Origin of the sequence: Caulobacter segnis ATCC 21756 (assembly GCF_000092285.1) — a bacterium.
Lineage (GTDB): Bacteria > Pseudomonadota > Alphaproteobacteria > Caulobacterales > Caulobacteraceae > Caulobacter > Caulobacter segnis.
In genome coordinates this window covers 2,867,551-2,893,659 of record NC_014100.1, presented here as the reverse complement: position 1 = coordinate 2,893,659, position 26,109 = coordinate 2,867,551, and the positions used below count along the sequence as shown (strand labels likewise).

Here is a 26,109-nt window from a genome sequence, read left to right as displayed (position 1 = left end):
GGCTATCGCGAAGCTCCAGTTCTCCGGAGTTTCGCCATGTCCGTGCTCGACCGCTACGCCCTCAGCCGTCGACGTCTGCTGACCGTGTTCGGCGGCGCGGCCGTCACCGCCCTGTCGATTCCGCTGGAGAGCGGCAAGGCGCTCGCACAGGCGGTCTTCAGGACCTATCCGTTCCAATTGGGCGTGGCTTCGGGCGATCCGTCGCCGGACGGCTTCGTGATCTGGACGCGCCTTGCGCCCGAGCCCTTCGAGATCGGCTACGGTATGCCGATGGCGCCCGTGGCGGTCGACTGGGAAGTCGCCGATGCGCCCAACATGCGCAACATCGTCGCCAAGGGCGCGGCGATCGCGCCGCCGGAGCTGGGCCATTCGGTTCACGTCGAGGTCGGCGGGCTGCAGCCGAACCGCGACTATTGGTATCGCTTCACCGCCGGCAAGGAGCGCAGCCTAGTCGGTCGCGCCCGCACGACGCCGGCGCTGGGCGCGGCCCTGGACCGCGTTCGCTTCGCCGTCTCCGGCTGTCAGAACTATGAGCAGGGCTACTACACCGCTTATCGCCGCATGGCGGAGGACAATCCCGACTTCGTCTTCTGCTACGGCGACTACATCTACGAGGGACGTGGCAACCGCGTCTGGAACAGCGCCAATGGGCCGGTCGAGAACATTCGTCAGCACGTCGGCTCGGAAATCTATAGCTTGGACGATTATCGTCGCCGCTACGCCCAATACAAAATGGACGCCGATCTGCAGGCCGCGCACGCCGCCGCGCCCTGGTTCGCCGTTTGGGATGATCACGAGACCGACAATAACTGGGTTGGCGATCACGATCAGGACGGCACGGACCCCAAGCTGTTCAATCTGCGTCGACAGGCCGCCGTCCAAGCCTATTACGAGAATATGCCGCTCCGGGCGTCGAGCTTCCCGGCCGGGACAAGCCTGCAAATCTATCGCCGCGCCGCCTACGGCCAGCTCCTGAATCTCAACCTGCTGGACACCCGCCAGTTCCGTTCCGCGCAACCCTGCGACGGCAAGTATCCCGCCGCCTGTCCGGGGCTCGACGAACCTCGGGCCGAGGTGATCGGCGCGGCGCAGGAAAAGTGGCTGATGGACGGTCTGATGGGCTCCAAGGCGACCTGGAACGTGATCGCCCAGCAGGTGATGATGATGGACCTCGATCGCGATCCGGCGCAGGGCGTTCAGGTCAATCCGGATTCCTGGGCCGGCTACCGCATCCCTCGTGGCCGACTGCTAAGCAGAATCCGCGACGCCCGGATCGCCAACGTGGCCGTGCTGACTGGCGACGAGCACCAGAACTTCGCCGGCGACCTCTATGTCGACGGGACCAAGTCCGAGGCCGCGCCGATCGCCTCGGAGTTCGTGGTGACCTCGATCACGTCGGGTGGCGATGGCGCGGATCAGCGTGACGAATACGCCAAGATCCAAGCCGGAAATCCGATGCTGAAGTTTAACAACAGCCAGCGCGGCTATGCGATCTGCGAGGCGACCTCGAAGGCCTTCGTCACCGAGTTCAAGGTGCTGGACGCGGTCACGCGCCGGGACGGGAAGCTCTCCACCCGGGCGAAATGGGCGCTGGAGGCCGGAAAGCCGGGGATCGTTCAGGCCTAACCGCTCGAATCGTCGAGGGGATTTCTGCTAGGCTCCTTCCCCGGAGTACGAATCCCCTCGATGAACAAGCCTGTCCTTCCTCCCCCCGGCGGCCCCGGCGACGGCGACCGCATTCTCGACGAGCCGCTGACCGAGGCTCTGTCGCGCCGCTATCTGGCCTATGCGCTCTCGACCATCGGTTCGCGCGGGCGCTGCCCGACGTGCGCGATGGCCTGAAACCCGTGCACCGTCGCGTGCTGTACGCGATGAGCAACATGCGCCTGAACCCGGACGCCGCGGCGCGCAAATGCGCCAAGGTGGTCGGCGAGGTGATGGGTAATTTCCACCCGCACGGCGACCAGTCGATCTACGACGCCCTGGTCCGTCTGGCCCAGGACTTCGCCCAGCGCATTCCGCTGGTCGAAGGGCAGGGGAACTTCGGCAATATCGACGGCGATAACGCCGCGGCCATGCGTTACACCGAGTGCAAGATGACGGAGGCGGCGACGCTTCTGCTCGACGGCATCGACGAGGACGCGGTCGACTTCAAGCCGACCTATGACGGCCAGGACGAGGAGCCGCTGGTCCTGCCGTCGGGCTTCCCGAACCTGCTGGCGAACGGCTCTTCGGGCATCGCGGTCGGCATGGCCACCTCGATCCCGCCGCACAACGCCGCCGAGCTGATCGACGCCTGTCAGCTGTTGCTGGCCAATCCCGACGCGACGACCGAGGAACTGCTGGAGAAGGTCCCTGGGCCGGATTTCCCGACCGGCGGCGTCATCGTCGAACCGCGCGCCTCCCTGCTGGAAACCTATGAGACCGGCCGCGGCGGCGTGCGCATTCGCGCCAAGTGGGAGAAGGAAGACACCGGCCGCGGCACCTACCAGATCGTCGTCACCGAGATCCCGTATCAGGTGAAGAAGTCGGATCTGGTCGAGCAGCTGGCCGACCTGATCGACAGCAAGAAGGCCGCCCTTCTGGGCGACGTCCGCGACGAAAGCGCCGAGGACATCCGTCTCGTCCTCGAGCCGAAGTCCAAGAACGTCGAGCCCGAAGTGCTGATGGAGAGCCTGTTCAAGCTCTCGGCGCTGGAGAGCCGCTTCCCGGTCAATATCAACGTGCTGGACGCCCGCGGCACCCCGGGCGTGATGGGCATCAAGCAGGCGCTGATGGCCTTCCTGGCCCACCGCCGCGAGGTGTTGACCCGCCGCGCGCGCCACCGCCTGGCCAAGATCGAAGCCCGTCTGCACATCCTGGACGGCCTGCTGATCGCATACCTGAACCTCGACGAGGTCATTCGGATCGTCCGCTATGAGGACAAGCCGAAGGAAAAGCTGATCGAGACCTTCGGTCTCACGGACATCCAGGCCGACGCCATCCTCAACACCCGCCTGCGCCAACTGGCCAAGCTGGAAGAGATGGAGATCCGTCGCGAACACGCCGAACTGGTCGAGGAGCGCGACGGCATCCTGGCCATGCTGGCCAGCGACGAGAAGCAGTGGAAGCTGGTGGGCGTGGGCCTGGGGCAGGTCCGTGAAACCCTGCTGAAGATCAACCATCCGCTGGACAAGCCTCGCCCGACAGGCGTCAAGGGCCGCTCGATCTTCGCCGACGCGCCTGTCGTCGACGCCGACGCCGCGATCGAGGCGATGATCGTCCGCGAGCCGATCACGATCATCCTCTCGGAACGCGGCTGGATCCGCGCCGCCAAGGGCAAGGTCGACGACCCGTCCGAGCTGAAGTTCAAGGAAGGCGACAAGCTGGGCTTCCTGGTCCCGGCCGAGACCACCGACAAGCTGCTGATCTTCTCCAGCGATGGCCGCTTCTTCACCTTGGGGTGCGATAAGCTTCCCAGCGCCCGAGGCCATGGCGAACCGGTCCGGATGATGATCGAGCTGGACGACAAGGTGAAGATCGTCGACGTCTTCCCGTTCAAGGCGGGCCGCAAGCGCATTCTGGCCTCGAAGCTGGGTTACGGCTTCCTGATGCCAGAGGAAGAAGCCCTGGCGAACCGCAAGGCCGGCAAGCAGGTCCTGACCGTCGACGCCGCTGGCGCGGCCTTCTGCATGGAGGCCGTGGGCGACCAGCTGGCCGTGATCGGCGACAACGGCAAGATCCTGATCTTCCCGATCGAGGAGCTGCCGGAAATGCCGCGCGGCAAGGGCGTCAAGTTGCAGGCCTACCGCGAGGGGGGGCTGCGCGACGGCTTGTCCTTCAACGCCGAGACGGGCGCCTACTGGATCGACACCGCCGGCCGCCGCCGTGATTGGGCGGAGTGGAAGGAATGGATCGGTCGCCGGGCGGGCGCGGGCAAGCTGGCGCCGAAGGGCTTCGCCACCAACAAGCGGTTCAAGCCGAAATGACGGTTGGACGGCTGCGTCGCCACGCGCTGAGCTTCCTGGCCGGCGTCCTCGGCTGCGCGGCCGTCGCCGCGACTCCGGCGCTCGCCTTCCCACGGGCCAAGCCCGAGGAGGCGGGTTTCAACGCCGAGCGCCTGAAACGGTTGGACGAGCACATGCAGGCGATGGTCGATCATGGCCAGATCGCCGGCGGCGTGACCCTGCTCGCCCGCCATGGCCGCATCGTAGACGCCAAGACTTTCGGCTTGCGGGCGTTGGGCGGCGAGCCGATGCTGATCGACGCCATCTTCCGCATCCGTTCGGAGACCAAGCCCGTCACGGGCGTCGCCATGATGATCCTGTACGAACAGGGCCTGTGGCAGCTGGATGATCCGATCAGCAAGTACGTCCCGGAGTTCGCCAATCTGCGGATCGCTTCCGGCGTCGATGCCGCTGGGCAGCCGATCCTCACCCCGATCTCTCGGCCGCCGACCATGCGCGAGCTGATGACCCACACGGCGGGCTTTGCGTACGGCATAGCGGACGACCCTAGCAGTCCGTCGGATCGGGCCTACTATCAGGCGGGCGTCTTGCAGTCCGGCTCGCTGCAAGAGCTGGTGCGCAAGGTGTCGGGGCTGCCGATGTTCTCCGAGCCCGGCCAGCTGTGGCGCTACAGCGTCGCCGCGGACATCCAAGGCTACATCGTCGAGAAGCTGTCAGGCGTGTCTCTACCAGTGTTCATGGAAGAGCACATCTTTGCGCCGCTCGGCATGAAGGATACGGCCTTCTATGTGCCCGCCGAGAAGATGGGGCGGCTCGCCGCGCTGTACGACGCCGACCCCGCGACCGGAAAGCTGGTTCCCGCCGTCGAGGGGGCATGGCGGGATGTGAGCCGCCCGCCGGCGGCGGCGCTGGGCGGCGGCGGTCTCCTGTCCACCGCTGGCGACTTCGCGCGCTTCGCCCAGATGATCCTGAACAAGGGTGAGCTGGAGGGCGTGCGGATTCTCAAGCCCGAGTCCGTGACCCTGATGAGCCAGAACCATCTGCCGCCGGGTTTCGTGGTCACGACCAACGGCACGATGGGCGTGCTCAAGCCCGGTCCGCGTCCTTTCCCATTCGCCGCAGGCATGGGTTACGGCCTGGACGTGGCGGTGGCTGTCGATCCCGCCGCCTCGGGCGCGCCGGTGGGGCCTGGCACGATCAGCTGGGGCGGCAGCGCCGGCACCTGGTTCTGGATCGACCCCGCGAACGACCTGTTCTTCATCGGCATGATCCAGCGCCTGGGCGGCGTGGGTCCTGGCTTGGATGCGCAGTCGCGAAACCTGGTCTATCAAGCGATCGAGCGTCCGCCTCAGATCGCGATGGCGGTGTCTCCGCCGCCGCCGCAAGCTCAGCGGCCCGCGAAGCCGCCCGGCAAATCCACCCTCGCGCGATAGCGCCGCTGCTGACAAGGAAAGCTCCCCCCGCATGGCGCGGGAGGAGCTCTTCACGGCCTTCGGGGGCTGAAGCCTAGGCCGCGAAGACGATGTCGCCTGCTTCGAACCTGTTGCCGACCGTAAGGCCGGTGACGCCCGCAAGTTTGATAAGTCCATCGCCGGCATCGACGCCCAACACGCCGTTCTGATGGAAAATGTAGGTGTCGCCATTCCATTCGAAGACGGTGTTGCTGTTGGCCGCAGTGACGCTGGAATAGGCGGTCAGGGCGTCATCGAAGGTGGCGGTGGTGACGAAATAGAGTTGCTTCTTCTCGCCGGGTCCGACCAGACCGGGGAAGGTGAGAATATCGAACCCCTTCTGGAAGTCATCGATCAGGGCGATGTCGGTCACCTTGCCGTTGGCAAGGTGCAGGCCGGCGAACGAGCCGACATCCACACCGTCGTAGCCGGAGCCCGTGGTGATGCGGCCATCGAATTTCTCGACCAATATCAGGTCGTTGCCTGCGCCTGTGTCGATGTGGCCCCGCATGGACCCGTTGTCCACGCGCACGCTGTCGTTGCCGCCGGCGGTGCGGATATGTTTCCCGGCGTCCAGGCCGCCAGGGCCGTTGGTGATCTCGGGTGTGATGACGTCGTTGCCGTCGCTAGCCAGCACATGGGTGTTGTCGTCGGGCTGCTGGTTGTAGGCGTCGACGTTCCAATCGTGGGCGAAAGTCGCCTTCTCGCCGGGAAGGCCGGGATCAGAGGGGCCGCCCAGCGCGTAGTCGCCGCCCGGGCCATATAGCGAGAAAAAGTTGGCGTAGGGCACGCCCTTACCGGTGACCGCGACCTCATTCAGGTAGGCGCGCACGGCCTCGGCGTAGGGGCCTAGGCCGCTCTTCATCGCCTCGGCCATCAGGGCGCCGACCATCGCCGCGCGGCTGCCGATCCCATTGCCCCCGTCGCCGCCCAGTTCGACGAAATATTCTCCGCGCGTATAGGTCCCACCGCGGCCGTTCGGCACGTCCGCGTCCAGATAGGCGAGGGTGGCGTCGTGGGAGAGCTGGACGCCGAAGAGCTTGAAGTAGGCCTTCTGCAGGGTGGCGTACATCGTCCCGTTCTCGCCGTACGCCTGGAGGAAGTTCGCACGCCCCTCGCCGGACTTGGCCAGGTTGACCGAGAAGTTGATGTAACGGTTCTCGACATTGAACTTGGCGTAGTACGCGCTGTTCAGGTTGTTCGGATTGCCGCCCGTCGAAGAGACCAGATAGTTCAATCCCTCCGTGCTCAAGGGCAGGTCGGCGATGAAGCCGTACGCCATCACGGCCACGGCGGTCGTCGCCTTGGCGCCGTCCATGATCCACTGCACGGCGCTGGCGTAGGTCCAGCCGTCCCCCATCATGCCGTTGCGCGCGGCGTCGATGCCGTTGGCCATCAAGGTCAACTGCGTCGTCGCGTTGGCGGGAAGCTCCGCGTTCGTGGGGACGCGGTGCACGTTGCGATAGATGCTGATCAGATTGGCGAGCGTGGCCATGGGTTGCCTAACATGTCTATTTCGTAATCCCTCGTGCAGTAAAAAATATACATGAACGACGTTCGATCAATCCGGCGCAGCATTAAATAACCTTCACCATTGGGCGCGACGGGAGGCCGTCTGCTCCGCGTTCAAAAAGCGGTTTCAACGCGACGACGCGCGCTCTAAGGTCGTGTCAAACGAGTGTTCGGGAGGGTGTTTTGGCGTTTCGGAAACTGATTGGCGCGGCCGTGGCCGTGGCTGTCTTTGCTTGCGGTCCCGCGCTCGCGGCGGCTCCGAACTCCCCAGCGTTCGTCACGGCGGCTCCCGAAACCGTAGGCTTTACCGCCGAAGGCCTCGCCAAGCTTGACGCCCATATGCAAGGCCTTGTGGACACGGGACATCTGCCCGGCGTGACCACCATGCTGGTTCGCCATGGCAAGGTCGTGAACTACGCGGTTCACGGCAAGAAGGGCTTCGATGGCCCGCCGATGACCAAGGACACGATCTTCCGGATCTATTCCCAGACCAAGCCGGTCACCGGCGTCGCCATGATGATCCTCTATGAGGAAGGCAAGTGGAAGCTGGACGACCCGGTCAGCAAATACATCCCCGAGTTCGCGTCGCTGCGCGTCTTCAAGGGCGTCAATCCGGACGGGTCGTTCGACACGGTCCCAGCCGATCGTCCGCCGACCATGCGCGAGATCATGAGCCACTCGGGTGGCTTCGCCTATGGGCTGGTTCCCGATAACCCCATCGACAAGGCGTATGCGCGCAATGTCCTGGGCGCGCGAACCCAAAAAGAATTTGTCGAGAAGATCGCCGAGCTCCCGCTGGTCGCCCAGCCGGGAACGCGCTGGAAGTACAGCGTGTCGGTCGATATCCAGGGCCTGATCGTCGAGAAGCTGTCGGGAATGTCGCTCGGCGACTTCATGCAAAAGCGCATCTTCGAACCGCTGAAGATGACCGACACAGGCTTCTGGCTGCCGGCCGGGAAGACGGATCGTCTGGCCTCGCTTTATCTCTGGAGCCCCAAGGAACAGAAACTGGTCCCCGCCAGCGGCTTCATGGTGCTGGACATCACCAAGCCCCCGGTCATGGCCTCCGGCGGCGGCGGTCTGGTTTCGACCAACGCCGACTATGCTCGCTTTGCCCAGATGCTGCTGAACGGCGGGACTCTGGACGGCAAGCGCATCCTCAAGCCCGAGACCGTCAAGTTGATGCGCACCAACGCCCTCAGCGACGCGATCATGAGCTCCGACGTCCCGCCGTTCAACGCGGCTAGGGGGCGGGGCTTCGGTCTCGACTTCGCCGTCGTGCTGGACAGCGCCAAGGCCGGCCCGCAAGGCGAGGGGACTTTCAGCTGGGGCGGCGCAGCGGGCACCTGGTTCTGGATCGACCCCAAGAACGACCTCTTCTTCCTGGGCATGATCCACATCCTGAACAAGGATGGCGATCCCGCGATCAAGGACATCGACGACGACAGCGCCAAGCTGGTCTACGACGCGCTCGTCAATCCCGCCAAATAGGCTTCGGCCGATAAGAAAACGCTGGGGAGAAACGCCATGAAGGCCGCTGTCTACTATGAGACCGGGGCGCCGGACGTCTTTCGCTACGAGGACGTTCCCGATCCGGTCTGTCACCCGCAGGGCGTGGTCATCCGCGTCGAGGCCGTCAGCATCGAGGGCGGCGATACGCTCAATCGTGGCGGCGGCCAGATGGCGGGCAGTCCCCACATCGTCGGCTACCAGGCGGCTGGCGAGATCATCGAGATCGGCGCCGAGGTGAGCCACCTCAAGGTCGGCCAGAAAGTCGTCACGGTGAACGCCTTCGGATCGCACGCCGAACTGCGCGCCGTGCCCGCCCGCAACGCCTGGCCGATCCCAGAGGGCTTCGACATCCGCAAGGCTTCCGCGATCCCAGTTCCCTTCGGAACCGCGCATGAGTGCCTCTTCGGCGCGGGCCATCTGAAGTCCGGCGAGACGGTGCTGGTGCAGGCGGGCGCAGGCGCTGTCGGCATCGCCGCGATTCAGCTGGCCAAGAGGGCTGGCGCGACGGTGCTGGCGTCGGCGTCGAGCGATGAACGACTCGAACGCCTCAAGGCTTTTGGTCTCGACCACGGCATCAACTACCGTCGCGACGATCTCGTCGAGCAGGTTATGAGGCTGACCGGCGGCAAGGGCGTGGACCTCGTGGTCGATCCCGTCGGCGGCGCCACGCTGGCGGGAAGCCTTGGCTCTCTCGGCTACCGCGGCCGCGTCTCGCTGGTCGGCAACGCCGGCCGGGAGCCGATGAAGGTCGACGTCTCCTCGCTGATGGCGGGCAACCGCTCGCTGACCGGGGTCTTCCTGGGCGCGGAGATCATGACCGATCGCGTGCACGACATGATCCAGGCCCTGATCGAACAGGCCGCGCGCGGCGATTTGGAAGTCGTGATCGACAAGACCTTCCCGTTGTCGGAGGCCGCCGCCGCCCACGCCTATATCGAGAGCCGTCAGGCCGTTGGCCGCGTGTTGTTGATTCCATGAGCAACCGAGTCCTGGCCCATACGGGCGCCAAGTATCCGATCATCCAGGCCCCCATGGGATGGATCGCCCGCTACCCGCTGGCGAGCGCCGTCTCTCGCGCCGGCGGCCTCGGGATCATCGAGACCTCCTCGGGCGAGACCGAGAACTGCAAGGCCGAGATCACCAAGATGGCGGGCAGCGGCCTGCCGTTCGGCGTGAACCTGCCGATCCTGTTTCTGCGCGACGACGCCATGCTGCGCTTCGTCTGCGAGAGCGGCGTCAAGTTCGTCACCACCTCGGCCGGCAGTCCCGCCAAGTTCATCGGCCCCCTGAAGGACGCCGGCATCGTCGTCTACCACGCGGCGCCGACCGTCGACGCGGCGGTCAAGTGCGTCGAGGCTGGCGTGGACGGTCTCGTGGTGGAGGGCGCCGAGGGCGGCGGCTTCAAGAACCCCGAGGAGGTCTCGACCCTCGTTCTGCTGCAGGCGATCCGAGCCAAGGTCGACGTGCCGCTGGTCGCCGCCGGCGGCATCTGCGACGGGCGCGGCATGGCGGCCGCCTTCGCGCTGGGCGCCGAGGCGGTCCAGATGGGCACGCGCTTCGTCAGCTCGGCCGAGAGCCCGGTGCACGCCAACTACAAGGCGGCCATCACCGGCGCCAAGGAGACCGGCACCTGGGTGTTGAACAAGAAGGCCAGTCCCTGCATCCGCGCCATCAAGTCTGAGCTGACCAAGGAAATCCACGACGCCGGCGTCATGCCGCCCGACGTTCTGAGGAACATCCTGGACGTCTACTTCGGTGGCGACATGGAGGCCGCGCCGGCCCTGGCGGGGCAGACCGTCGGCCTGATCGACGCGGTGAAGCCGGTCCATGAGATCATCGACGAGACGGTCTCCCAATTTCACGACATTTGCGGGCGCCTGGGCGCCCTGGCCGTCGCGCGCGGCTTTTAGAGGACATCCGATATGCAGAACCTTTTCTCGCTCGAAGGCCGCGTGGCCCTGGTGACCGGCGGCTCGCGCGGCATCGGCGCCATGATCGTCAAGGGCTTCCTGACCTATGGCGCCAAGCGCGTCTACATCACCGCCCGGAAGGCCGCGGCCTGCGACGCGGCGGCCGAGGCGCTCAGCGAATTTGGCGAATGCGTCTCTCTGCCGGGCGACATCTCGACCATGGAAGGCGTCCAGGGTCTCGCCGACCGCATCAAGGAACGCGAGGACAAGCTCGACATCCTGGTCAACAACGCTGGCGCCGCCTGGGGCGCGGCCTTTGATGAGTTTCCGGAAGCCGGCTGGGACAAGACCGTCGACCTCAACATGAAGACGCCGTTCTTCCTGACCCAGGCGTTGATCGGCCCGCTTCGCGCGGCGGCCAAGGATCACGTCGCCAAGGTGATCAACATCGCTTCGATCGACGGGCAGTCGGTCACCAAGGATGAAACCTATCCCTATGGCGCGTCCAAGGCCGGCCTGCTGCACATGACCAAGCGGATGGCCCTGCGTCTGGCGCCCGAGAACATCGCCGTCAGCTGCATCGCGCCGGGCGCCTTCGCGTCGGACATGAACAAGGTCGCGCGCGATCACGCCGACGCCGTGTCCAAAGCCATCCCGGCGGGGCGCATCGGTTCGGAGGAGGACATGGCGGGCGCCGCCATCTACCTGGCGTCGCGAGCGGGCGATTACGTGATGGGCGGCGCCGTCACGGTGGACGGCGGGGTCAGCTTCGCGCGCTAACCCAGTTCCTCGATATCCGCCGGCTCGGCGTCGCTCAGGGGCAGGTCGCAAGCGTCCCTGGCGTCGCCGCGCAAGGCCGGCGGCCGGGCGCCACGCTCGCGAGCCGACATCAGCGACCAGCCGCCAGGCTTGAGGATTTCCAGAGGCGAGAAGCGCGCCTTGTAGGCCATCTTCTCGCTACCTGGCACCCAATAGCCAAGATAGACATAGGGCAGGCCGCCTTCCTGAGCCTGGACGATATGGTCCAGGATGATGAAGGAGCCGAGGCTGCGACGGGTCTCGTCGGGCTCGTAGAAGCTGTAGACCAGCGACAGGCCATCAGCGAGAACGTCGACCAGCACGCAGGCGACAAGATCGCCGGGACCGCGGTCCAGCGACTTGCGCCGGTATTCGATCAGGTGGGTGCGGACCGCGGTGTCCTCGACCATGGCCACATAGTCGGGCCAGGTCATCTCGGCCATGCCGCCGTCGGCGTGGCGGGCCAACAGGTAGCGGCGCAGCAACTCGAACTGCTCAAGCGTCGCCTCGGCTTCGACCAGGTGGCGCTCGAGGTCCTCGTTGCGGTTCAGGACCTTCCGTTCAGACCGCGAGAGCACATATTCGCCAGCCGGCGCGCGGGCGGACTGACAGGCCCGGCAGGTTTCGCAGGCTGGACGATAGGCGATGTTCTGCGAGCGGCGGAAGCCGACCTGGGTCAGGCTGTCATTGACGGTCGGCCCGTCGGACAGCGGCAGGTGCGCGAACACCTTCCGCTCCTCGCGGCCTGGGAGATACGGGCACGGCGTGGGCGCGGTCAGGAAGAACCGAAGCTGTCGCGTCGGAAAATGCTGCGTCACGGAAGCCCGGTCCCCTCTAGCCTGAATGCGCCCTAGAGCCGATTAGGAAGCATTGCGTCCGGTTGCGCAAGCTTCGCCTCGACTGAGCGCGGCTAACGGTCACAGACCGTCGGGCAGGACCGGCTTTTCGCGCAGCAGGACGATCGAAATGCGCCGATTGCCGGCAAGGGTCGGATCGTCGGCGTAGAGCGGCTCGGAGTTGGCCTTGCCCGACACCTGGTAGATGCGGTCATCGTCGACGCCGGCCGCTCGCAGGATCTGCCGGGACGCGTCCGCGCGCGAGGCCGACAGCGACCAGTCGCCGTCCTGCTTCTTGCCGTAGGCGCTGGCGCTGGTGTGACCCGAGATGGTCACGCGGTTGGGCAACTGGGTGATGACCTTGGCGACGGCGCGCAGCAGGATGCGGGCGCGGTCGTTCGGAACCTTCGAGTTCTCCTGGAACATCGAGCGGCCTTCCTGGTCGACCAGCTGGATGCGCAGACCCTCGGGGGTCTGGTCGATCAGGATTTGCTTGGACAGCTCTGCGAGCTCCGGCATGTCCTGCAGCGATTGGCGCAGCGACTGGGCGGCCGAGGCGAAGCTGTCCTGCTCCTTCTTGGCCAGGGCGTCGCGCAGCGCCTGTTCGCTGGCCGACGAAAGATTGGCGGTGTCGGTCGACTGACCGTCCTTCTCGACGTTGTCCGGCACCTCGGGCGCCATCTGCTGGATGGCCGACATCTTGCCGTCCGACTTGGCGCCGTCGTCGCCCAGCGACGTGCCGCCCAGAATGCCGCCGGAACCGCTGGTGGTCGACGAGATGGATGCGGGCGCGAAGTAGTCGGCGATGCCTTGCTTCTGCTCGGGACTAGTCGTGTTGAGCAGCCACATCAGCAGGAAGAAGGCCATCATCGCGGTCACGAAGTCGGCATAGGCGACCTTCCAGGCGCCGCCGTGGTGGCCGCCGCCCGAGACCTTCTTCACCTTCTTGATGAGGATCGGTTGCTCGCTGCTGACCGCCATCGTGCTTAAGCCTGTTTAACCGAGTGACCCGCAACCTGCCGAAAGGTCGTTAAGATGGGGTTGCCGTCGCGGGTCTTGGCCGCGTAATCCCAGGCTTCACTCTAGGAGTTTGCGATGAAGACGGCGTTTATCGGCCTGGGCGTCATGGGCTTTCCGATGGCGGGTCATCTGAAGGCCGCGGGCCACGAGGTCGTCGTCTACAATCGCAGCCCCGAAAAAGCCCGTCGATGGACTGAAAAGCACGGCGGCGCCGCTTTTTCCACGATCGCCGAGGCGGTCGCGAACGCCGAGGTCGTGCTGCTCTGCGTCGGCAACGACAACGACGTCCGCGACGTCGTGGCGCAGGCCCTGCCGGCGATGGCGGAGGGCGGCGTGATCGTCGACCACACCACGACCTCCGCGAAGGTCGCGCGTGAGATGGCCGCTCTTGCGGGCGCGAGCGGTCGAAGCTTCGTCGACGCGCCCGTCTCTGGTGGCCAGGCGGGGGCGGAGAACGGTCAGCTGACGATCATGGCCGGCGGCGACCAGACGGCTTACGACCGTGTGCTGCCGGTGATCGAGGTCTACGCCAAGGCCGTCCGCCGCATGGGCGATGTCGGCGCGGGGCAACTGACCAAGATGTGCAACCAGATCGCCATCGCTGGCGTCGTCCAGGGCGTGGCCGAGGCGCTGCACTTCGCCAAGCGCGCTGGCCTACCGACGGACGACGTGTTGGCCGCCATCTCCAAGGGCTCTGCCCAGTCGTGGCAGATGGAGAACCGCTGGCCCACCATGGCGCGCGGGGAGTTCGAGTTCGGCTTCGCCGTGGACTGGATGCGCAAGGACCTGGGCATCGCCCTGGACGAGGCGCGCGCCAACGGCGCTACGCTGCCCGGCACGGCTCTGATCGACCAGTTCTACGCGGAGGTCCAGACGATGGGCGGTCACCGCTGGGACACGTCCAGCCTCGTGGCGCGGCTGGAGAAATAGGGCTTAGCTCAGCAAGACGTTGGCCAGTTCGCTGGCGTCCCAGCCCTTGCGGGGTGCGACGACGATCGGCGCCTGTCGTTCGAAGGCGCGAAGCATCTCGACCGTTTGGTCGAGGTCGGGGGCGTCGAGGCTTTCGCTGACGACGATGGTCGCGACGGTCAGGCGTCGCGCCCGCACGACCTCCAGCGCCGTCAGCAGGTGGCTGGCCGTGCCCAGATAGCTGCCGGCGACCAGCAGGACGGGCAGGGCGAGAGCGGACATCAGGTCTAGGTTCGTCGCGTCATCGGTCATGGGCGACATCACCCCGCCGGCGCCCTCGACGAGGGCCAGATCCACGTTGCGACCCGCCAGCCAGGCCCGGCAATCGCCCACCAGATCATCCATCCGCAGAACGTCGCCCTCCAGCCGCGCGGCGAGGTTCGGGGCCAGCGGGGCGCGGTAGCGACGCGGTGAGACCTCGCTCCAGGCGTTCGGACGGCCGAGCGCCGCGGCGAGGCGCGCGGGATCGCTGGTCTCCGGCGCCTCAGGATCAAACCCGCTGACCACGGGCTTGAACGCGTCGGCGCTTAAGCCGCGGGCGCGAGCGGCCTCCAGCAGCGCGCAACCGACGTGGGTTTTGCCCAGATCCGTGCCAGTCCCGGCGACGAAGAACGCCTTCACGCGGACGCTCCGCGCAGCGCGGCGACCGCGTCGGCCAGCCGCATCACGTCGACGTCCTCGTGCAGCGCGTTGAAGGCCACGCGCAGTCGGGCCGTGCCGTCCGGCACCGTGGGCGGACGGATAGCCACCACCAAGAAGCCTTGGTTTTCCAGGGCCTCCGAGGCCGATAGGGCCGCGTCAGCGCTTCCAAGGACCACCGGCACGATTGGGCTTTCGGCCTCCGGCAAGCCAAGGCGGCGCGTGAAGAGCCGCGCCTTGGCCAGCGGCAGGGCCGTCCGCTCGGGCTGGCGCTCGATGATGTCCAACGACGCCAGGGCGGCGGCGGTCGAGGCGGGCGGCAGGCCCGTGGCGTAGACCAGCGTGCGGGCGCGGGTCTTGAGCAGATCGACAACGGCCTGGGACCCGCAGAGATAGCCGCCGTAAGACCCCAGCGCCTTGGACAGAGTGCCCATCTGCAACGGGATTTCCGCGCCGGGGAACAGGGCGGCCGAGCCGCGCCCCTCCGCCAGAACCCCGACCCCATGCGCGTCGTCGCTCATCAGCCAGGCGTCGTGGCGGGCGCACAGCGCGGAGAGTTGGTCCAGCGGCGCGATATCGCCGTCCATCGAAAACACCCCGTCGGTCGCCACCAGGGCGTGGCGGGCGAGGGGGCGTTCGGCCTCCAGCAGACGGGCCAGGTCGCCGACGTCGTTGTGGGCGAACTTGACGATCTTGGCGCCTGACAGCTGCGCGCCGGCCCAGATGCAGGCGTGGGCCAGGGCGTCGACGAAGATCACGTCTTCCGAGCCGACGAGGGTGGGGATGACGCCGGTGTTGGCCAGATAGCCCGACCCGAACACGCAGGCCGCCTCCGTGCCCTTCAGCCGCGCCAGGCGCTTTTCCAGGTCTCCGAGCAGCGGATGGTCGCCGGTCACCAGGCGCGAGGCCGCCGCGCCCGCGCCGTAGTTCAGCGCGGCTTCCGCCGCCGACGCGCGGACCTCGGGGTGGTGGGACAGGCCCAGATAGTCGTTGCAGGAGAACGAGATCAGTCGGCGACCGTCGCGCTCGACCACGGCGCCGTCGTGGCGGCGGGTGGGCTTGAGCCAGCGCCGCAGGCTCTTGGCCTCCAGCGCGGCCAGCTTCTCGCCCGCGAAGGCGTCGAGGCTCTGCATGTCGTTTCCCGTTTGCCGTGGCTGGTGGGCGGGAATAGGCAAGGCGCCCCGAGTCCGCAAACGGAAACCGTCATGATCGATCCCGACTGGCTGACCGCCGGCGCCCCGCACGTCTGGCGGCCCTACTGCCAGATGAAGACGGCCCGGCCGCCGCTGCCGGTCGTGGCGACGCGCGGCTCGCGGCTGATCCTGGCGGACGGGCGGGAGCTAGTGGACGGCCTGGCCTCGTGGTGGACGGCCTGTCACGGCTACAACCACCCGCATATCGCCGAGGCCCTGCGCGCCCAGATCGAGCGGATGCCGCACGTGATGTTCGGCGGCCTGGCCCACGAGCCAGCTTACCGACTGGCTGAGCGCCTGGCGCGGATGCTGCCTGGCGACCTCGACCACGTGTTCTTCGCCGAAAGCGGCTCGGTCTCGGTCGAGATCGCCATGAAGATGGCGCTGCAGTTCCACATCAATCGCGGCGCCCGGGGGCGGACCAAGTTCCTGGCCTTCCGAGGGGGCTATCACGGCGACACCCTGGCGACGATGACGGTCTGCGATCCGGAGGAGGGCATGCACAGCCTGTTCGCCGGCGTGATGCCGGCCCAGGTGATCGCTGACCTGCCGCGCGACACGGAAAGCGAGGCGGCGCTCGACGTCCTGCTCGGCGAACGGGGACACGAGATCGCGGCGATCCTGATCGAGCCCCTCGTGCAAGGCGCCGGCGGCATGCTGCTGCACTCACCCGAGGTGCTGCGGACCCTGCGCCGGCTCGCCGACAAGCACGGTGTCCTGTTGATCTTCGATGAGATTTTCACGGGCTTCGGTCGCACCGGAACCCTGTTCGCCATGCAAGCGGCAGGCGTTGAGCCGGACATCGTCACCCTGTCCAAGGCGCTCACGGGAGGGACGTTGCCGCTGTCGGCCGCCGTGGCCTCCCAGAAGGTGTTTGAGTCCTTCTGGTCCGACGACCCTGGCGCGGCGCTCATGCACGGCCCGACCTATATGGCCAATCCGCTGGCATGCGCGGCCGCCAACGCCTCGCTGGACCTATTCGAGGGTGGGTCCTGGCGATCCAACGTAGCGCGCGTCGGCGCCGCCTTGTCCGAGGGGCTCGAGCCCTGTCGGGGCGGGAAGGGCGTCGTTGACGTCCGGACCCTGGGCGCGATCGGCGTTGTCGAGTTCGATGCGCCTGTGGCCGTCGGCGATCTCTGTGCGGGTTTCGCCGAACTGGGCGTCTGGATCCGGCCGATGGGTAAGGTGATTTACCTGACGCCCGCCTTCACAACGCCGGACGAGGACCTCACCCTGCTGACATCCGCCGTCCGCAAGGTGGTCGGCGTCGCCTGAGCCGCGATTGACCCAGGGCGGCGGGTCTGGTCCAAGCGGGGCCATGTCCGCCAAGTCCTCTCCCCTGACCGGTCTGGAATACCTTGCCATCCTGGCGATCATCCTGACCTGGGGGATCAATAACGCCGCCGCCAAGGTGGCGACGCTCTACCTGCCGCCGATGCTGATGGGCGGGCTGCGGTTTCTGGCGGCGCTGGCCTTCCTGTTTCCGTTCGTCCGGCCGCCGTTTCCCGAGCCTCGCAAGGTGCTGGCGATCGTCCTGCTGACCGGTCCCATCCACTTTGGGATCATCTACGTCGCCTTCAGCATGGCCGACGCGCTGAGCCCTCTGGTCGTGGCGAGCCAGCTCTGGATCCCGTTCACCGCCGTCTTTGCGTGGCGCATGCTGGGCGAGACCATGCGTCTGCCCGCGGTGGTTGGCTTGGTGGTCGCTTTCGTCGGCGTGGCCTGGATGAGCCTCGACCCTCACGCCACCGGCGACCTGCCGGCGATCGCCCTGATCGTCGTCGCCGGCGCCTGCTGGGCGGTGGCCACGGTGCTGGTGCGCAAGACGCCCGGCATCAAGCCGCTGAAGATGCAGGGCATGACCGCCTTGGTGGCCGCGCCGGTGCTGCTGGCCATGTCGCTTGTCTTCGAGACTGGACAGGTCGAGCGGATCAAGGCCGCGCCGCCGATCGCCTGGGCGGCCGTGCTGTTCGCGGCGGTGGTCTCGACGGTGGGCGCCAGCGCCTTGCTGTTCTGGCTGGTCCAGCGGCGCGAGGCGGGGCGGGTGACGCCCTATTTCCTGCTGACGCCGCTGGTCTCGTGCACGATCGGCATCCTGTTCCTCGGCGACAAGCTGACGCCGCAACTGCTGATCGGCGGCGGCGCGACCATGGTCGGCGTCGCTCTAGTCGCGATGACCGAGAAGCGGATTAAGCCGGAAGAGGCGCTCGCTGAAGCGGCCTAGCCCTTCGGCGGCGGGCAGCGATCGGCGGCTTCGCGGCGGAGCAGGGCGGTCGTCGCCTGGATCTCGGTCTGATCGCCGCCATAGGTTCCCGTGGTGATGTCGCCCTTGACCGCGAAGGTTTCGCTCGGGCGGGCGCGAACCAGGAACAGCCCGGCGATGTCCTCCATGTCGTCGAGGCTGACGAAGGCCGCCCCGACCGTGGCCTGGCCCTTCAGCGCCGTGACGCCTTCTCCGGCGCCGGTGGCGTTGATCGTCCAGCCGGGCGGCACGTGGCACACGGCCAGCACGTCCAGGCCGGAAACCTCAAGATCGAAGGCCTGCAGGTTCTGGTTGGAATTGCTCGGCCGCCAGGCAAGGGAGACCAACTCGGTCGGCTGGGTCGTGGGCGGCGACGGCGTAGCGGGCGCGGTCTGCGAAGCGGGCGCGGGCGGCGCTTCGGCCTTGCGATCCTTCTTCTGGCCGTCACAGGCGGCGGTCGCGGCCAGCAGCAGGGTGAGGATCGTCAGTCGCCAGGTACGCATGGGGGCTCCCGCCGAGGCCGCGTGTGAGTCTTGGCGGGAGCTAAGCGACTACTTGATCACGCCGCAAGCGGCGCGCGCGCCGGCGCCGCCGATCGGCTGGCTCTTGTGGTCGTCGGGGCTTGCGTGGACGACGATCGCTGAGCCGTCCGCGTCCAGCAGGGCGGGACGGCCGCCGGCGCCCTTCAGCGAAACGAGCGTCGAGTAGATCTCCGCCGTGGCGGAGCCGTCGGCGTTGGCGAAGATGTTGGGCAGGTCGCCATTGTCGTTGGCGTCAGGGTTCAGCAGGCCGTGGACAACCTGAGCGGTTGTATGGACGTGGGCGCCGGCCGACTTGAAGTCCGGCGTTCCACAGTCGCCCTTCTCGTGGAAGTGGACCGCATGCCAGCCGGGCGTCAGGCCCTTGAGCTCCAGCTTCAGCAGCACGCCGTGAGGGGCCTCGGTGAGGGCGATAACGCCCATGTCCTTGCCGTCGCCGCTCTTGACCTGGGCGGTCGCGGCGGTCTGGGCCAGGGCCGGCGCGGCGGTGATCAGGGCGGCGAGGCCCAGGGTCGTCGCGAGGGTGAGGCTGCGCATGGCGGGTTTCCTTCTGAACAAGCGGGGGACTGGGGACGAAACGGCCGTAAAGGTGGCGTCCGCCCTGTCGGAATGCTAACAGTTTCCGACAGTTCCGTGTCCGATTCTGACGGCGAAAAATCCCCTTGAGCGACGAACACACCACGATCCCCGCTGACGGTTCCCGCGGGGATATCGCCCCGATCAACATCGAGGACGAACTCCGCCGCTCCTATCTCGACTACGCGATGAGCGTGATCGTCAGCCGCGCCCTGCCGGACGCGCGCGACGGTCTCAAGCCCGTGCACCGCCGGGTGCTGTTCTCGATGCATGAGCAGGGGCAGACGCCGGAGCGTCCCTACGTCAAATCGGCCCGCGTGGTCGGTGACGTCATGGGTAAGTATCACCCGCACGGCGACGCCTCGATCTACTTCACCCTGGTCCGCATGACCCAGCCCTTCTCAATGGGTCTGGTGCTGATCGACGGGCAAGGCAACTTCGGTTCGGTCGATGGCGATATGCCCGCGGCCATGCGCTACACCGAGTGCCGCATGGCGCCGCCCGCCATGGCGCTGCTGGCCGACCTCGACAAGGACACGGTCGACTTCGTCGACAACTACGACGGCAAGGAGCAGGAACCCACCGTTCTGCCGGCCCGGATTCCGAACCTGCTGGTCAACGGCGCGGGCGGCATCGCCGTCGGCATGGCGACCAACATTCCGCCGCACAACCTCGGCGAAGTCATCGACGCCTGCCTGCTGCTGATCGACGAGCCCGAGATCACCACCGACCAGCTGCTGGACCTGGTGCCGGGACCGGACTTCCCCACCGGTGGCGAGATCATCGGCCGCGCTGGGCCGCGTCAGGCGCTGCTGACCGGCCGCGGCTCGGTGATCATGCGCGGCGTGGCCAGCGTCGAAGATCTGCGGGCCGGCCGCGAGGCCATCATCGTCACCGAGATCCCGTATCAGGTGAACAAGGCCAATCTGGTCGAGCACATCGCCGAGCTGGTCCGTGACAAGAAGCTCGAGGGCATCGCCGACATCCGCGACGAGTCCAACCGCGACGGCATGCGCATCGTCATCGAGCTGAAGCGCGACGCCTCGGGCGAGGTGATCCTGAACCAGCTCTATCGCTTCACGGCGCTGCAAAGCTCGTTCGGCGTCAACATGCTGGCCCTGAACCGCGGTCGTCCCGAGCAGATGGGCCTGCACAAGCTGCTGCAGCTGTTCGTCGAGTTCCGCGAGGAAGTCGTCGTCCGCCGCACCAAGTTCGAGCTGGGCAAGGCCCGCGACCGCGGCCACGTGCTGGTCGGTCTGACCATCGCCGTCGCCAACATCGACGAGTTCATCCACATCATCCGCTCGTCGAAGGATCCGACGGAAGCCCGCGAGCGCCTGGTGGCCAAGTCCTGGCCGGCCGGCGACATGCTGCCGCTGGTCGAGCTGATCGCCGACCCGCGCACAATCCAGGAAGAGGGCGGCCTGATCCGCCTCACCGACGAGCAGGCGCGCGCCATCTTGGCCCTGACCCTGTCGCGCCTGACCGGCCTGGGCCGTGAGGAAATCGGCAACGAGGCCGAGACCCTGGCCGACGCGATCCGTGGCTATCTGGAGCTTCTGTCCGACCGCGCCAACATCATGGCCGTGGTTCGCGAGGAACTGGTCGAGGTCCGCGAGAAATTCGCCGTTCCGCGCCGCTGCCAGATCGTCGACGGCGACGCCGACATGGAAGACGAGGACCTGATCGTCCGCGAGGACATGGTCATCACCGTCACCATGGGCGGCTACGTCAAGCGCACGCCGCTGGCCAACTACCGCACCCAGCACCGGGGCGGGAAGGGCAAGTCGGGCATGGCGACCAAGAACGAGGACGCCGTCACCCGCGTGTTCTCGGCCTCGACCCACGCTCCGCTGCTGTTCTTCACTTCGGGCGGCAAGGTCTACAAGATGAAGGTGTGGCGTCTGCCCTTGGGCGTCGCCAACTCGCGCGGCAAGGCGTTCGTGAACCTGCTGCCGATCGAATCCGGCGAGACCATCACCTCGATCCTGGCCTTGCCGGAAGACGAGGCGACCTGGAGCGGCCTGGACGTGATGTTCGCCACCCGCTCGGGCAGCGTGCGTCGCAACAAGCTCTCCGACTTCGTGGACGTCCGCCGCAACGGCAAGATCGCCATGAAGCTGGATGAAGGCGATGGCATCGTCGGCGTGGCGGTCTGCAACGCCGATCAGGACGTGCTGCTGACCACGGCGGCGGGCCGCTGCATCCGCTTCTCGGTCGACGAGGTGCGTGTGTTCGCCAGCCGCGATTCCACCGGCGTGCGCGGCGTCCGCCTGGCCGAAGGCGACGAGGTCATCTCGATGGCCGTGCTGCGCAGCGTCGACGCAACCCCGGCCGAACGCGCCGCCTACCTCAAGCACCAGCGCGCGATGCTGCGCGCCGCTGGCGAAGAGGGCGACGACGCCCCCGTCGCGGCGGAGGAAGGCGAAGAAGACGCTGACGAGACGACTCTGTCCCCAGAACGCATCGCTGAATTGGGCGCTGCCGAGGAAATCCTCCTGACGGTGTCGTCCGAAGGCTTCGGCAAGCGCACCAGCGCCTACGACTTCCGTCGTACGGGCCGGGGCGGTCAGGGCCTCGCGGCTCAGGATCTGAGCAAGCGAGGCGGCCGTTTGGTTGGCTCGTTCCCGATCGATGAGAGCGACCAAATCCTGCTCGTGACGGATCAAGGCCAGCTGATCCGCGTTCCTGTTTCGCAAATTCGTGTTGCAGCGCGGAATACTCAGGGCGTAACCATCTTCCGCACCGCGCAGGACGAGCACGTCGTCAGCGTCGAACGTCTCGCCGATTCCGGCGGCGACGATAACCAGGGCGAGGACAGCGGGGCGGAAGAGACCCTGTAACCCTCACCCCGTAGCGTAGGGGGTTGCATGCGGGTCGGGCTTTATCCCGGGACTTTCGATCCGGTCACCAATGGTCACCTCGATATTATCGGGCGGGCCGTGAAGCTGGTCGACAAGCTGGTGATCGGCGTCGCCGTTAACATCGGCAAGGGACCGTTGTTCTCGCTGGATGAGCGGGTCGCCATCCTCGAGCGCGAGACGGCGCATCTGACCAAGATCGCCCAGATCGAGGTGAAGCCGTTCGAGAGCCTTCTGATGCACTTCGCTCGAGACGTGAATGCTCAGATGATCGTGCGCGGCCTGCGCGCCGTCGCCGACTTCGAGTACGAGTTCCAGATGACGGCGATGAACCAGCAGCTGGATCGCGAGATCGAGACCGTCTTCCTGATGGCCGACCCGCGTCACCAGGCCATCGCCTCGCGGCTAGTCAAGGAGATCGCCGCTCTAGGCGGTGACATCTCCAAGTTTGTCCCCGCCGGCGTCGCCGAGCAGTTGCTGATCAAGGTCGGGCGAGGGTAGGCGGCTTGGAGCGGGAGCGCGCGGAACCGAGCTTCCTGCCCGTGATTGGCCTGATCTAGCGCGGAGGGCGGCCGAGTCCTTGGCGGTGGTCGGGTATCGCTCGGATCTCTCGGGAACGCGCTCCCGCTCGGCGTCCGCCCCGAAGCGGCCGGAATCCTGCGGTTCAAGGTCCGTCGCACTTGTCGGGGAGGCCGTGTCGTTCTACGCCGGCCATGACCTATTCTGTTCGGGGTAATCGATGAAGCTCGCCATGACCGCCGCCGCCCTGGCGCTCGCCGCAATGACGGCTTCCGCTCAGACGGCTTCGGCCCAGACCGCCTCGGACTGGCGCACGCCTGACCCGAACAACGTCATCGTGGTGGAGACCAACAAGGGCCGGATCATCGCCGAGCTCTATCCGCAGGCGGCCCCCAACCATGTCGAGCGCGTGCGTGGGCTGGTGAAGAGCGGCTTCTACGACGGCCTGACCTTCTTCCGCGTGATCAGCGACTTCATGGCGCAGACGGGCGACCCGCAGAACACTGGCATAGGCGGTTCCGACCAGCCTAACCTCACCGCCGAGTTCAACTTTCGTCGTGGGGGCGACCTGCCGCTGGGCGCCGGCTTCAAGGTCGGCAGCAACGAATCTGGCTGGGTCGACGCCTTGCCGGTGACGAGCCAGAACTCGGCCCTTGCCGTGATGACCGCTGACCGCAAGGTCTCGACCTGGGGCAACTTCTGTCCCGGCGTGTTGGGCATGGCGCGCGCCGGTGATCCCGACAGCGCCAACAGTCAGTTCTTCTTCATGCGGCAGGCCAACGCCTCGCTGGACAAGACCTACACCGCCTTCGGCCGCGTGTTGCAGGGCCTCGACGTCGTCCGCGCCATCAAGACGGGCGAGCCTGTCCCTGACCCGCAGGACAAGATGCTGAGCGTCAAGCTTCTGGCCGACCTGCCGGCGGACAAGCGTCCGACCGTTCGGGTGATGGACACTCGGTCAGCCGCCTTCAAGGCTTTGGTGACCAAGCGTCAGGCGGAGATGGGCGGCGGCTTCACCAATTGCGATCTCGACGTCCCCGTTCAGGTGAAATGACATGACGCTGTCTCGTGCGCTGCTGCCCTGTCTGGTTATCTCGGTCACCGCGAGCGCCGCGATGGCGGCGGCGAGCAAGCCGTCAGAACAGGACTGGCGCACGCCGGCCGCCGACACGGTCCTGGTGATCGACACCAACAAGGGGCGGGTGTTTGTGGAGTTGACCCCCGAGGTCGCGCCCAACCATGTCGCCCGCCTGCAGGAGCTGACCCGCGCCGGCGTCTATGACGGGCGCACCTTCTTTCGAGTCATTGACCGGTTCATGGCTCAGACAGGGGATCCGACCAACACGGGCGAGGGCGGAACCGACAAGCCTAACCTCAAGGCCGAGTTCACCTTTCGCCGCGCCGCCGATACGCCGTTCGTCACGATGGCCGCGCCGGCCGGCCTGGAGGTCGGCTATTTGAAGTCTCTGCCCGTCGTCAGTCAGGCCTGGAGCTGGAGCGAGATGACCAGCGACCACAAGGTCGCGGCCTGGGGGACCTATTGTCCTGGCGTGGTCGGCATGGCGCGCGACGACGACAACAACTCGGCCAACAGCCAGTTCTTCCTGATGCGCCAGCCCTATCCGTCGCTGGACAAGCGCTACACCGCCTTTGGTCGCGTCGTAAGCGGACTGGACGTCGTGCGTGCGATCAAGACCGGCGAGCCGGTTCCGGCGCCGCAAGATCAGATGCTGAAGGTTCGGCTGCTGTCCGATATTCCCGAGAACGAGCGCCCCAAGGTGCGGCTTATTGACCCAAAAGGACCGTGGCTCGCCGCTGAAACCCAGCGTCTTCGAGCGTTGAAAGGCGCGGACTTTTCCGTCTGCGACATCGATTTGCCGGCCGAAGTTCGCTGAGCTTCAGCGGTTTTCACGCGAAGACTTGGTTCACAGGGCGCCCTGAACCGCGCTAGAAGCGCGGTCGCATCACTCGCCACACAAGGGAAGACCATGTCGGCCGACCTCGAAAACACCCTGATCCTGACGCTTGAGACCGGTCCGGTCACCATCCAGCTGCGTCCCGACCTGGCGCCTGGCCACGTCGAGCGGATCAAGGAGCTGGTTCGCGAGGGCTTCTACGACGGCGTTGTCTTCCACCGCGTGATCCCGGGCTTCATGGCCCAGGGCGGCGATCCGTCGGGCACGGGCCGCGGCGGTTCGGACAAGCCGGACCTGAAGGCCGAATTCAACAAGGAGCCGCACGTGCGCGGCGTCTGCTCGATGGCCCGCACGCCCGACCCGAACTCGGCCAACAGCCAGTTCTTCATCGTGTTCGACGACGCCACCTTCCTGGACGGTCAGTACACGGTTTGGGGCCAGGTGACCGAGGGCATGGAGAACGTTGACGCCTTGCCGAAGGGCGAGCCGCCGAAGGAGCCGGGCAAGATCGTCAGCGCCAAGATCGCCGCCGACGCCTGATCCTTTTGCGCCATGGCGCGGTTTGCGGCTCCGGACCACGCGTCCGGAGCCGTTTTCATTTCGGCTGACGCCGGAAGGTCACGATGATGGGGCGGTGGTCAGAGCCGATGGCCGGGCCGCGCTCGACCTTGACCGCGCGCCAGGCTGAGCCGGCATAGACATGATCGATCGGCAGGAACGGGGCGGGCGCCGCCGCGACGCGTGAGAACTGGCCCGAGGGCCAGGACGGCAGCGCCCGACTCCATCGCTCGAGGCCTAACGCCTTGTCCTGGTGTTTTAGAGTGAAGGACCAGGGCGTCGAGTTGAAGTCGCCGGTTACGATGAGAGTGCGCCGGTCGAACTGCGACGCGGCCTTCACCAGCATCGCCGACTGCGCTTGCTGGCGTCCCGCCGGCACAGGCCAGACATAGTGGGCCCCAAGGACTGTAAAGGGGCCCTCACGATCCTCGATGGTCGCCCACGCGCCCGGCAGGCCCTTCTGAACCGCGCCCGAGGCGATCACCTTCTTCCGGGAGAAGATCCAAGGCTCGCAACGCCCGGACTTGCAGGACACGAAGGGATAGGCGGCCCGCAGGCCTCTATTGATCCGCCAAGCCGCGCCCCCACCTTCCGCCATGACAATGATGTCGGCTTGCTGCGCCAGCAGCCATTTCAAGCTCTGTTCGGGGGCGTAGTTCTCGTGCCAGGCGTTGAACTGAATGACTTTCAGATCGCCTGCCGCCACGGCTTCGGGCTTGAAGCGCCAAGCCTGCCGCAATTCGGGAAGCATAATAACGCCGCTGGCGCTGATCGCCAGGACGCCCAACGCGACCATGACCCATCGTTCGGTCTCGCGAGCGAAGAGACCTCCCAAAGCAACGGCGCCGACGCCCATAGCCAACCAAACGGGCGTGATATGGGTGAGGGCGTCGAGCTTAGGGCTGATCGCCCCCCCTAGGCTCGCCAAGGCGAGCATGGAGCCCACCAGGCCCAGCATCAGGGCGGTGCCGCGGACCAGAAGACTCAGAAGGTGAACGATCAAGCGCATGCGTCGCTGTTAGCATGGAGAAATCACGGTTGGCGCGTGTGTGTTTGGGGGCGCTGACGCCGCGCGGCGTCTTGCCCGCCGGACGCCCGACTCTTGACCTTC

The 26,109-nt window shown here is 66.6% G+C and carries 22 protein-coding genes and 1 pseudogene; 15 read left to right on the top strand and 8 right to left on the bottom strand.

Features of this window, described 5'->3' with window-relative positions; translation table 11 throughout:
* The first annotated feature begins 36 nt into the window (after window positions 1–36).
* The 3 genes and pseudogenes from CSEG_RS13230 (at window position 37) to CSEG_RS13220 (ending at window position 5,380) form a co-directional block, all read left to right on the top strand.
* Complete coding sequence (locus CSEG_RS13230; RefSeq protein ID WP_013079742.1) at window positions 37–1,626, top strand: alkaline phosphatase D family protein; 1,590 nt, start codon at window positions 37–39, stop codon at window positions 1,624–1,626.
* A gap of 60 nt (window positions 1,627–1,686) precedes the next feature.
* Window positions 1,687–3,968, top strand: a pseudogene (gene parC / locus CSEG_RS13225) (DNA topoisomerase IV subunit A).
* Complete coding sequence (locus CSEG_RS13220; RefSeq protein ID WP_013079741.1) at window positions 3,965–5,380, top strand: serine hydrolase domain-containing protein; 1,416 nt, start codon at window positions 3,965–3,967, stop codon at window positions 5,378–5,380. The pseudogene parC and the gene CSEG_RS13220 overlap by 4 nt, the downstream one beginning before the upstream one ends.
* Window positions 5,381–5,453: 73 nt before the next feature.
* On the opposite strand, the gene CSEG_RS22990 is transcribed toward CSEG_RS13220, so the two are convergent.
* Window positions 5,454–6,893 carry a hypothetical protein gene (locus CSEG_RS22990; protein ID WP_013079740.1) on the bottom strand — a complete coding sequence of 480 codons (1,440 nt, stop codon included), beginning with the start codon at window positions 6,891–6,893 and terminating at the stop codon, window positions 5,454–5,456.
* Window positions 6,894–7,123: 230 nt separating this feature from the next.
* On the opposite strand from CSEG_RS22990, the gene CSEG_RS13210 reads away from it, so the two are divergent.
* Genes CSEG_RS13210 through CSEG_RS13195 form a run of 4 tightly spaced genes read left to right on the top strand, consistent with a single transcriptional unit; the run spans window position 7,124 to window position 11,112 of the window.
* Window positions 7,124–8,401, top strand: a complete 1,278-nt coding sequence (locus CSEG_RS13210; RefSeq protein ID WP_407642857.1) for a serine hydrolase domain-containing protein — start codon at window positions 7,124–7,126, stop codon at window positions 8,399–8,401.
* A gap of 36 nt (window positions 8,402–8,437) precedes the next feature.
* The gene (locus CSEG_RS13205) at window positions 8,438–9,400 is read left to right on the top strand and encodes a quinone oxidoreductase family protein (RefSeq protein WP_013079738.1); all 963 of its coding nucleotides are present in this window, start codon (window positions 8,438–8,440) and stop codon (window positions 9,398–9,400) included.
* A complete protein-coding gene (locus tag CSEG_RS13200) occupies window positions 9,397–10,332 on the top strand; it encodes an NAD(P)H-dependent flavin oxidoreductase (protein WP_013079737.1) in 936 nt (311 codons plus the stop codon). The genes CSEG_RS13205 and CSEG_RS13200 overlap by 4 nt, the downstream gene beginning before the upstream one ends.
* 12 nt (window positions 10,333–10,344) lie before the next feature.
* A complete protein-coding gene (locus tag CSEG_RS13195) occupies window positions 10,345–11,112 on the top strand; it encodes an SDR family oxidoreductase (protein WP_013079736.1) in 768 nt (255 codons plus the stop codon).
* Here CSEG_RS13195 and CSEG_RS13190 read toward each other — a convergent pair.
* Together CSEG_RS13190 and CSEG_RS13185 are read right to left on the bottom strand one after the other, a co-directional pair.
* Window positions 11,109–11,948 (bottom strand): arginyltransferase, encoded by an 840-nt coding sequence (locus CSEG_RS13190; protein WP_013079735.1) that lies wholly within the window; start codon window positions 11,946–11,948, stop codon window positions 11,109–11,111. The genes CSEG_RS13195 and CSEG_RS13190 overlap by 4 nt on opposite strands.
* A 99-nt stretch (window positions 11,949–12,047) precedes the next feature.
* Window positions 12,048–12,947 (bottom strand): flagellar motor protein MotB, encoded by a 900-nt coding sequence (locus CSEG_RS13185; protein ID WP_013079734.1) that lies wholly within the window; start codon window positions 12,945–12,947, stop codon window positions 12,048–12,050.
* Window positions 12,948–13,061: 114 nt separating this feature from the next.
* Between CSEG_RS13185 and CSEG_RS13180 the strand changes: the two genes are divergently transcribed.
* The gene (locus CSEG_RS13180) at window positions 13,062–13,916 is read left to right on the top strand and encodes an NAD(P)-dependent oxidoreductase (RefSeq protein WP_013079733.1); all 855 of its coding nucleotides are present in this window, start codon (window positions 13,062–13,064) and stop codon (window positions 13,914–13,916) included.
* A 3-nt stretch (window positions 13,917–13,919) separates the two neighbouring features.
* On the opposite strand, the gene bioD is transcribed toward CSEG_RS13180, so the two are convergent.
* The gene (gene bioD, locus CSEG_RS13175) at window positions 13,920–14,576 is read right to left on the bottom strand and encodes a dethiobiotin synthase (RefSeq protein WP_013079732.1); all 657 of its coding nucleotides are present in this window, start codon (window positions 14,574–14,576) and stop codon (window positions 13,920–13,922) included.
* Window positions 14,573–15,727, bottom strand: coding sequence for an 8-amino-7-oxononanoate synthase (gene bioF / locus CSEG_RS13170; RefSeq protein ID WP_013079731.1), 1,155 nt, complete (start codon window positions 15,725–15,727; stop codon window positions 14,573–14,575). The genes bioD and bioF overlap by 4 nt, the downstream gene beginning before the upstream one ends.
* Before the next feature lie 72 nt (window positions 15,728–15,799).
* Between bioF and CSEG_RS13165 the strand changes: the two genes are divergently transcribed.
* Window positions 15,800–17,062, top strand: a complete 1,263-nt coding sequence (locus tag CSEG_RS13165) for an adenosylmethionine--8-amino-7-oxononanoate transaminase (protein ID WP_013079730.1) — start codon at window positions 15,800–15,802, stop codon at window positions 17,060–17,062.
* A gap of 7 nt (window positions 17,063–17,069) precedes the next feature.
* On the top strand, window positions 17,070–18,011 hold the full coding sequence (locus CSEG_RS13160) for a DMT family transporter (RefSeq protein ID WP_167535126.1): 942 nt from the start codon (window positions 17,070–17,072) through the stop codon (window positions 18,009–18,011).
* On the opposite strand, the gene CSEG_RS13155 is transcribed toward CSEG_RS13160, so the two are convergent.
* Both CSEG_RS13155 and sodC read right to left on the bottom strand, forming a co-directional pair.
* Window positions 18,008–18,532, bottom strand: a complete 525-nt coding sequence (locus CSEG_RS13155) for a hypothetical protein (RefSeq protein ID WP_013079728.1) — start codon at window positions 18,530–18,532, stop codon at window positions 18,008–18,010. The two genes, CSEG_RS13160 and CSEG_RS13155, sit on opposite strands and share 4 nt — an antisense overlap.
* Before the next feature lie 48 nt (window positions 18,533–18,580).
* Window positions 18,581–19,105: a superoxide dismutase[Cu-Zn] gene (gene sodC / locus CSEG_RS13150; RefSeq protein ID WP_013079727.1), complete on the bottom strand. Its 525-nt coding sequence runs from the start codon at window positions 19,103–19,105 to the stop codon at window positions 18,581–18,583.
* Window positions 19,106–19,230: 125 nt separating this feature from the next.
* Between sodC and gyrA the strand changes: the two genes are divergently transcribed.
* The 5 genes from gyrA to CSEG_RS13125 all read left to right on the top strand — a co-directional run bounded on the left by gyrA (window position 19,231) and on the right by CSEG_RS13125 (window position 24,980).
* Window positions 19,231–21,987, top strand: coding sequence for a DNA gyrase subunit A (gene gyrA / locus CSEG_RS13145; RefSeq protein WP_013079726.1), 2,757 nt, complete (start codon window positions 19,231–19,233; stop codon window positions 21,985–21,987).
* A gap of 27 nt (window positions 21,988–22,014) precedes the next feature.
* Entirely contained in the window at window positions 22,015–22,506 is a 492-nt protein-coding gene (gene coaD / locus CSEG_RS13140; protein WP_013079725.1) for a pantetheine-phosphate adenylyltransferase, read from the top strand.
* A 238-nt stretch (window positions 22,507–22,744) separates the two neighbouring features.
* Window positions 22,745–23,578, top strand: a complete 834-nt coding sequence (locus CSEG_RS13135; RefSeq protein ID WP_013079724.1) for a peptidylprolyl isomerase — start codon at window positions 22,745–22,747, stop codon at window positions 23,576–23,578.
* A 1-nt stretch (window position 23,579) separates the two neighbouring features.
* Complete coding sequence (locus CSEG_RS13130) at window positions 23,580–24,419, top strand: peptidylprolyl isomerase (protein ID WP_013079723.1); 840 nt, start codon at window positions 23,580–23,582, stop codon at window positions 24,417–24,419.
* Between the two features lie 93 nt (window positions 24,420–24,512).
* Window positions 24,513–24,980: a peptidylprolyl isomerase gene (locus CSEG_RS13125; protein WP_013079722.1), complete on the top strand. Its 468-nt coding sequence runs from the start codon at window positions 24,513–24,515 to the stop codon at window positions 24,978–24,980.
* Between the two features lie 55 nt (window positions 24,981–25,035).
* Here the strand turns inward: CSEG_RS13125 and CSEG_RS13120 are convergent, their stop codons facing one another.
* Entirely contained in the window at window positions 25,036–26,007 is a 972-nt protein-coding gene (locus CSEG_RS13120) for an endonuclease/exonuclease/phosphatase family protein (protein ID WP_013079721.1), read from the bottom strand.
* Between the last annotated feature and the right edge of the window lie 102 nt (window positions 26,008–26,109).

What these genes read in the sequence shown, in the direction of transcription:
- CSEG_RS13230 (WP_013079742.1), top strand. Translation starts at nt 37, where the DNA reads ATGTCCGTGCTCGACCGCTACGCCCTCAGCCGTCGACGTCTGCTGACC.
- CSEG_RS13220 (WP_013079741.1), top strand. Translation starts at nt 3,965, where the DNA reads ATGACGGTTGGACGGCTGCGTCGCCACGCGCTGAGCTTCCTGGCCGGC.
- CSEG_RS22990 (WP_013079740.1), bottom strand. Translation starts at nt 6,893, where the DNA reads ATGGCCACGCTCGCCAATCTGATCAGCATCTATCGCAACGTGCACCGC.
- CSEG_RS13205 (WP_013079738.1), top strand. Translation starts at nt 8,438, where the DNA reads ATGAAGGCCGCTGTCTACTATGAGACCGGGGCGCCGGACGTCTTTCGC.
- CSEG_RS13200 (WP_013079737.1), top strand. Translation starts at nt 9,397, where the DNA reads ATGAGCAACCGAGTCCTGGCCCATACGGGCGCCAAGTATCCGATCATC.
- CSEG_RS13195 (WP_013079736.1), top strand. Translation starts at nt 10,345, where the DNA reads ATGCAGAACCTTTTCTCGCTCGAAGGCCGCGTGGCCCTGGTGACCGGC.
- CSEG_RS13185 (WP_013079734.1), bottom strand. Translation starts at nt 12,947, where the DNA reads ATGGCGGTCAGCAGCGAGCAACCGATCCTCATCAAGAAGGTGAAGAAG.
- CSEG_RS13180 (WP_013079733.1), top strand. Translation starts at nt 13,062, where the DNA reads ATGAAGACGGCGTTTATCGGCCTGGGCGTCATGGGCTTTCCGATGGCG.
- bioF (WP_013079731.1), bottom strand. Translation starts at nt 15,727, where the DNA reads ATGCAGAGCCTCGACGCCTTCGCGGGCGAGAAGCTGGCCGCGCTGGAG.
- CSEG_RS13165 (WP_013079730.1), top strand. Translation starts at nt 15,800, where the DNA reads ATGATCGATCCCGACTGGCTGACCGCCGGCGCCCCGCACGTCTGGCGG.
- CSEG_RS13155 (WP_013079728.1), bottom strand. Translation starts at nt 18,532, where the DNA reads ATGCGTACCTGGCGACTGACGATCCTCACCCTGCTGCTGGCCGCGACC.
- sodC (WP_013079727.1), bottom strand. Translation starts at nt 19,105, where the DNA reads ATGCGCAGCCTCACCCTCGCGACGACCCTGGGCCTCGCCGCCCTGATC.
- coaD (WP_013079725.1), top strand. Translation starts at nt 22,015, where the DNA reads ATGCGGGTCGGGCTTTATCCCGGGACTTTCGATCCGGTCACCAATGGT.
- CSEG_RS13135 (WP_013079724.1), top strand. Translation starts at nt 22,745, where the DNA reads ATGAAGCTCGCCATGACCGCCGCCGCCCTGGCGCTCGCCGCAATGACG.
- CSEG_RS13130 (WP_013079723.1), top strand. Translation starts at nt 23,580, where the DNA reads ATGACGCTGTCTCGTGCGCTGCTGCCCTGTCTGGTTATCTCGGTCACC.
- CSEG_RS13125 (WP_013079722.1), top strand. Translation starts at nt 24,513, where the DNA reads ATGTCGGCCGACCTCGAAAACACCCTGATCCTGACGCTTGAGACCGGT.
- CSEG_RS13120 (WP_013079721.1), bottom strand. Translation starts at nt 26,007, where the DNA reads ATGCGCTTGATCGTTCACCTTCTGAGTCTTCTGGTCCGCGGCACCGCC.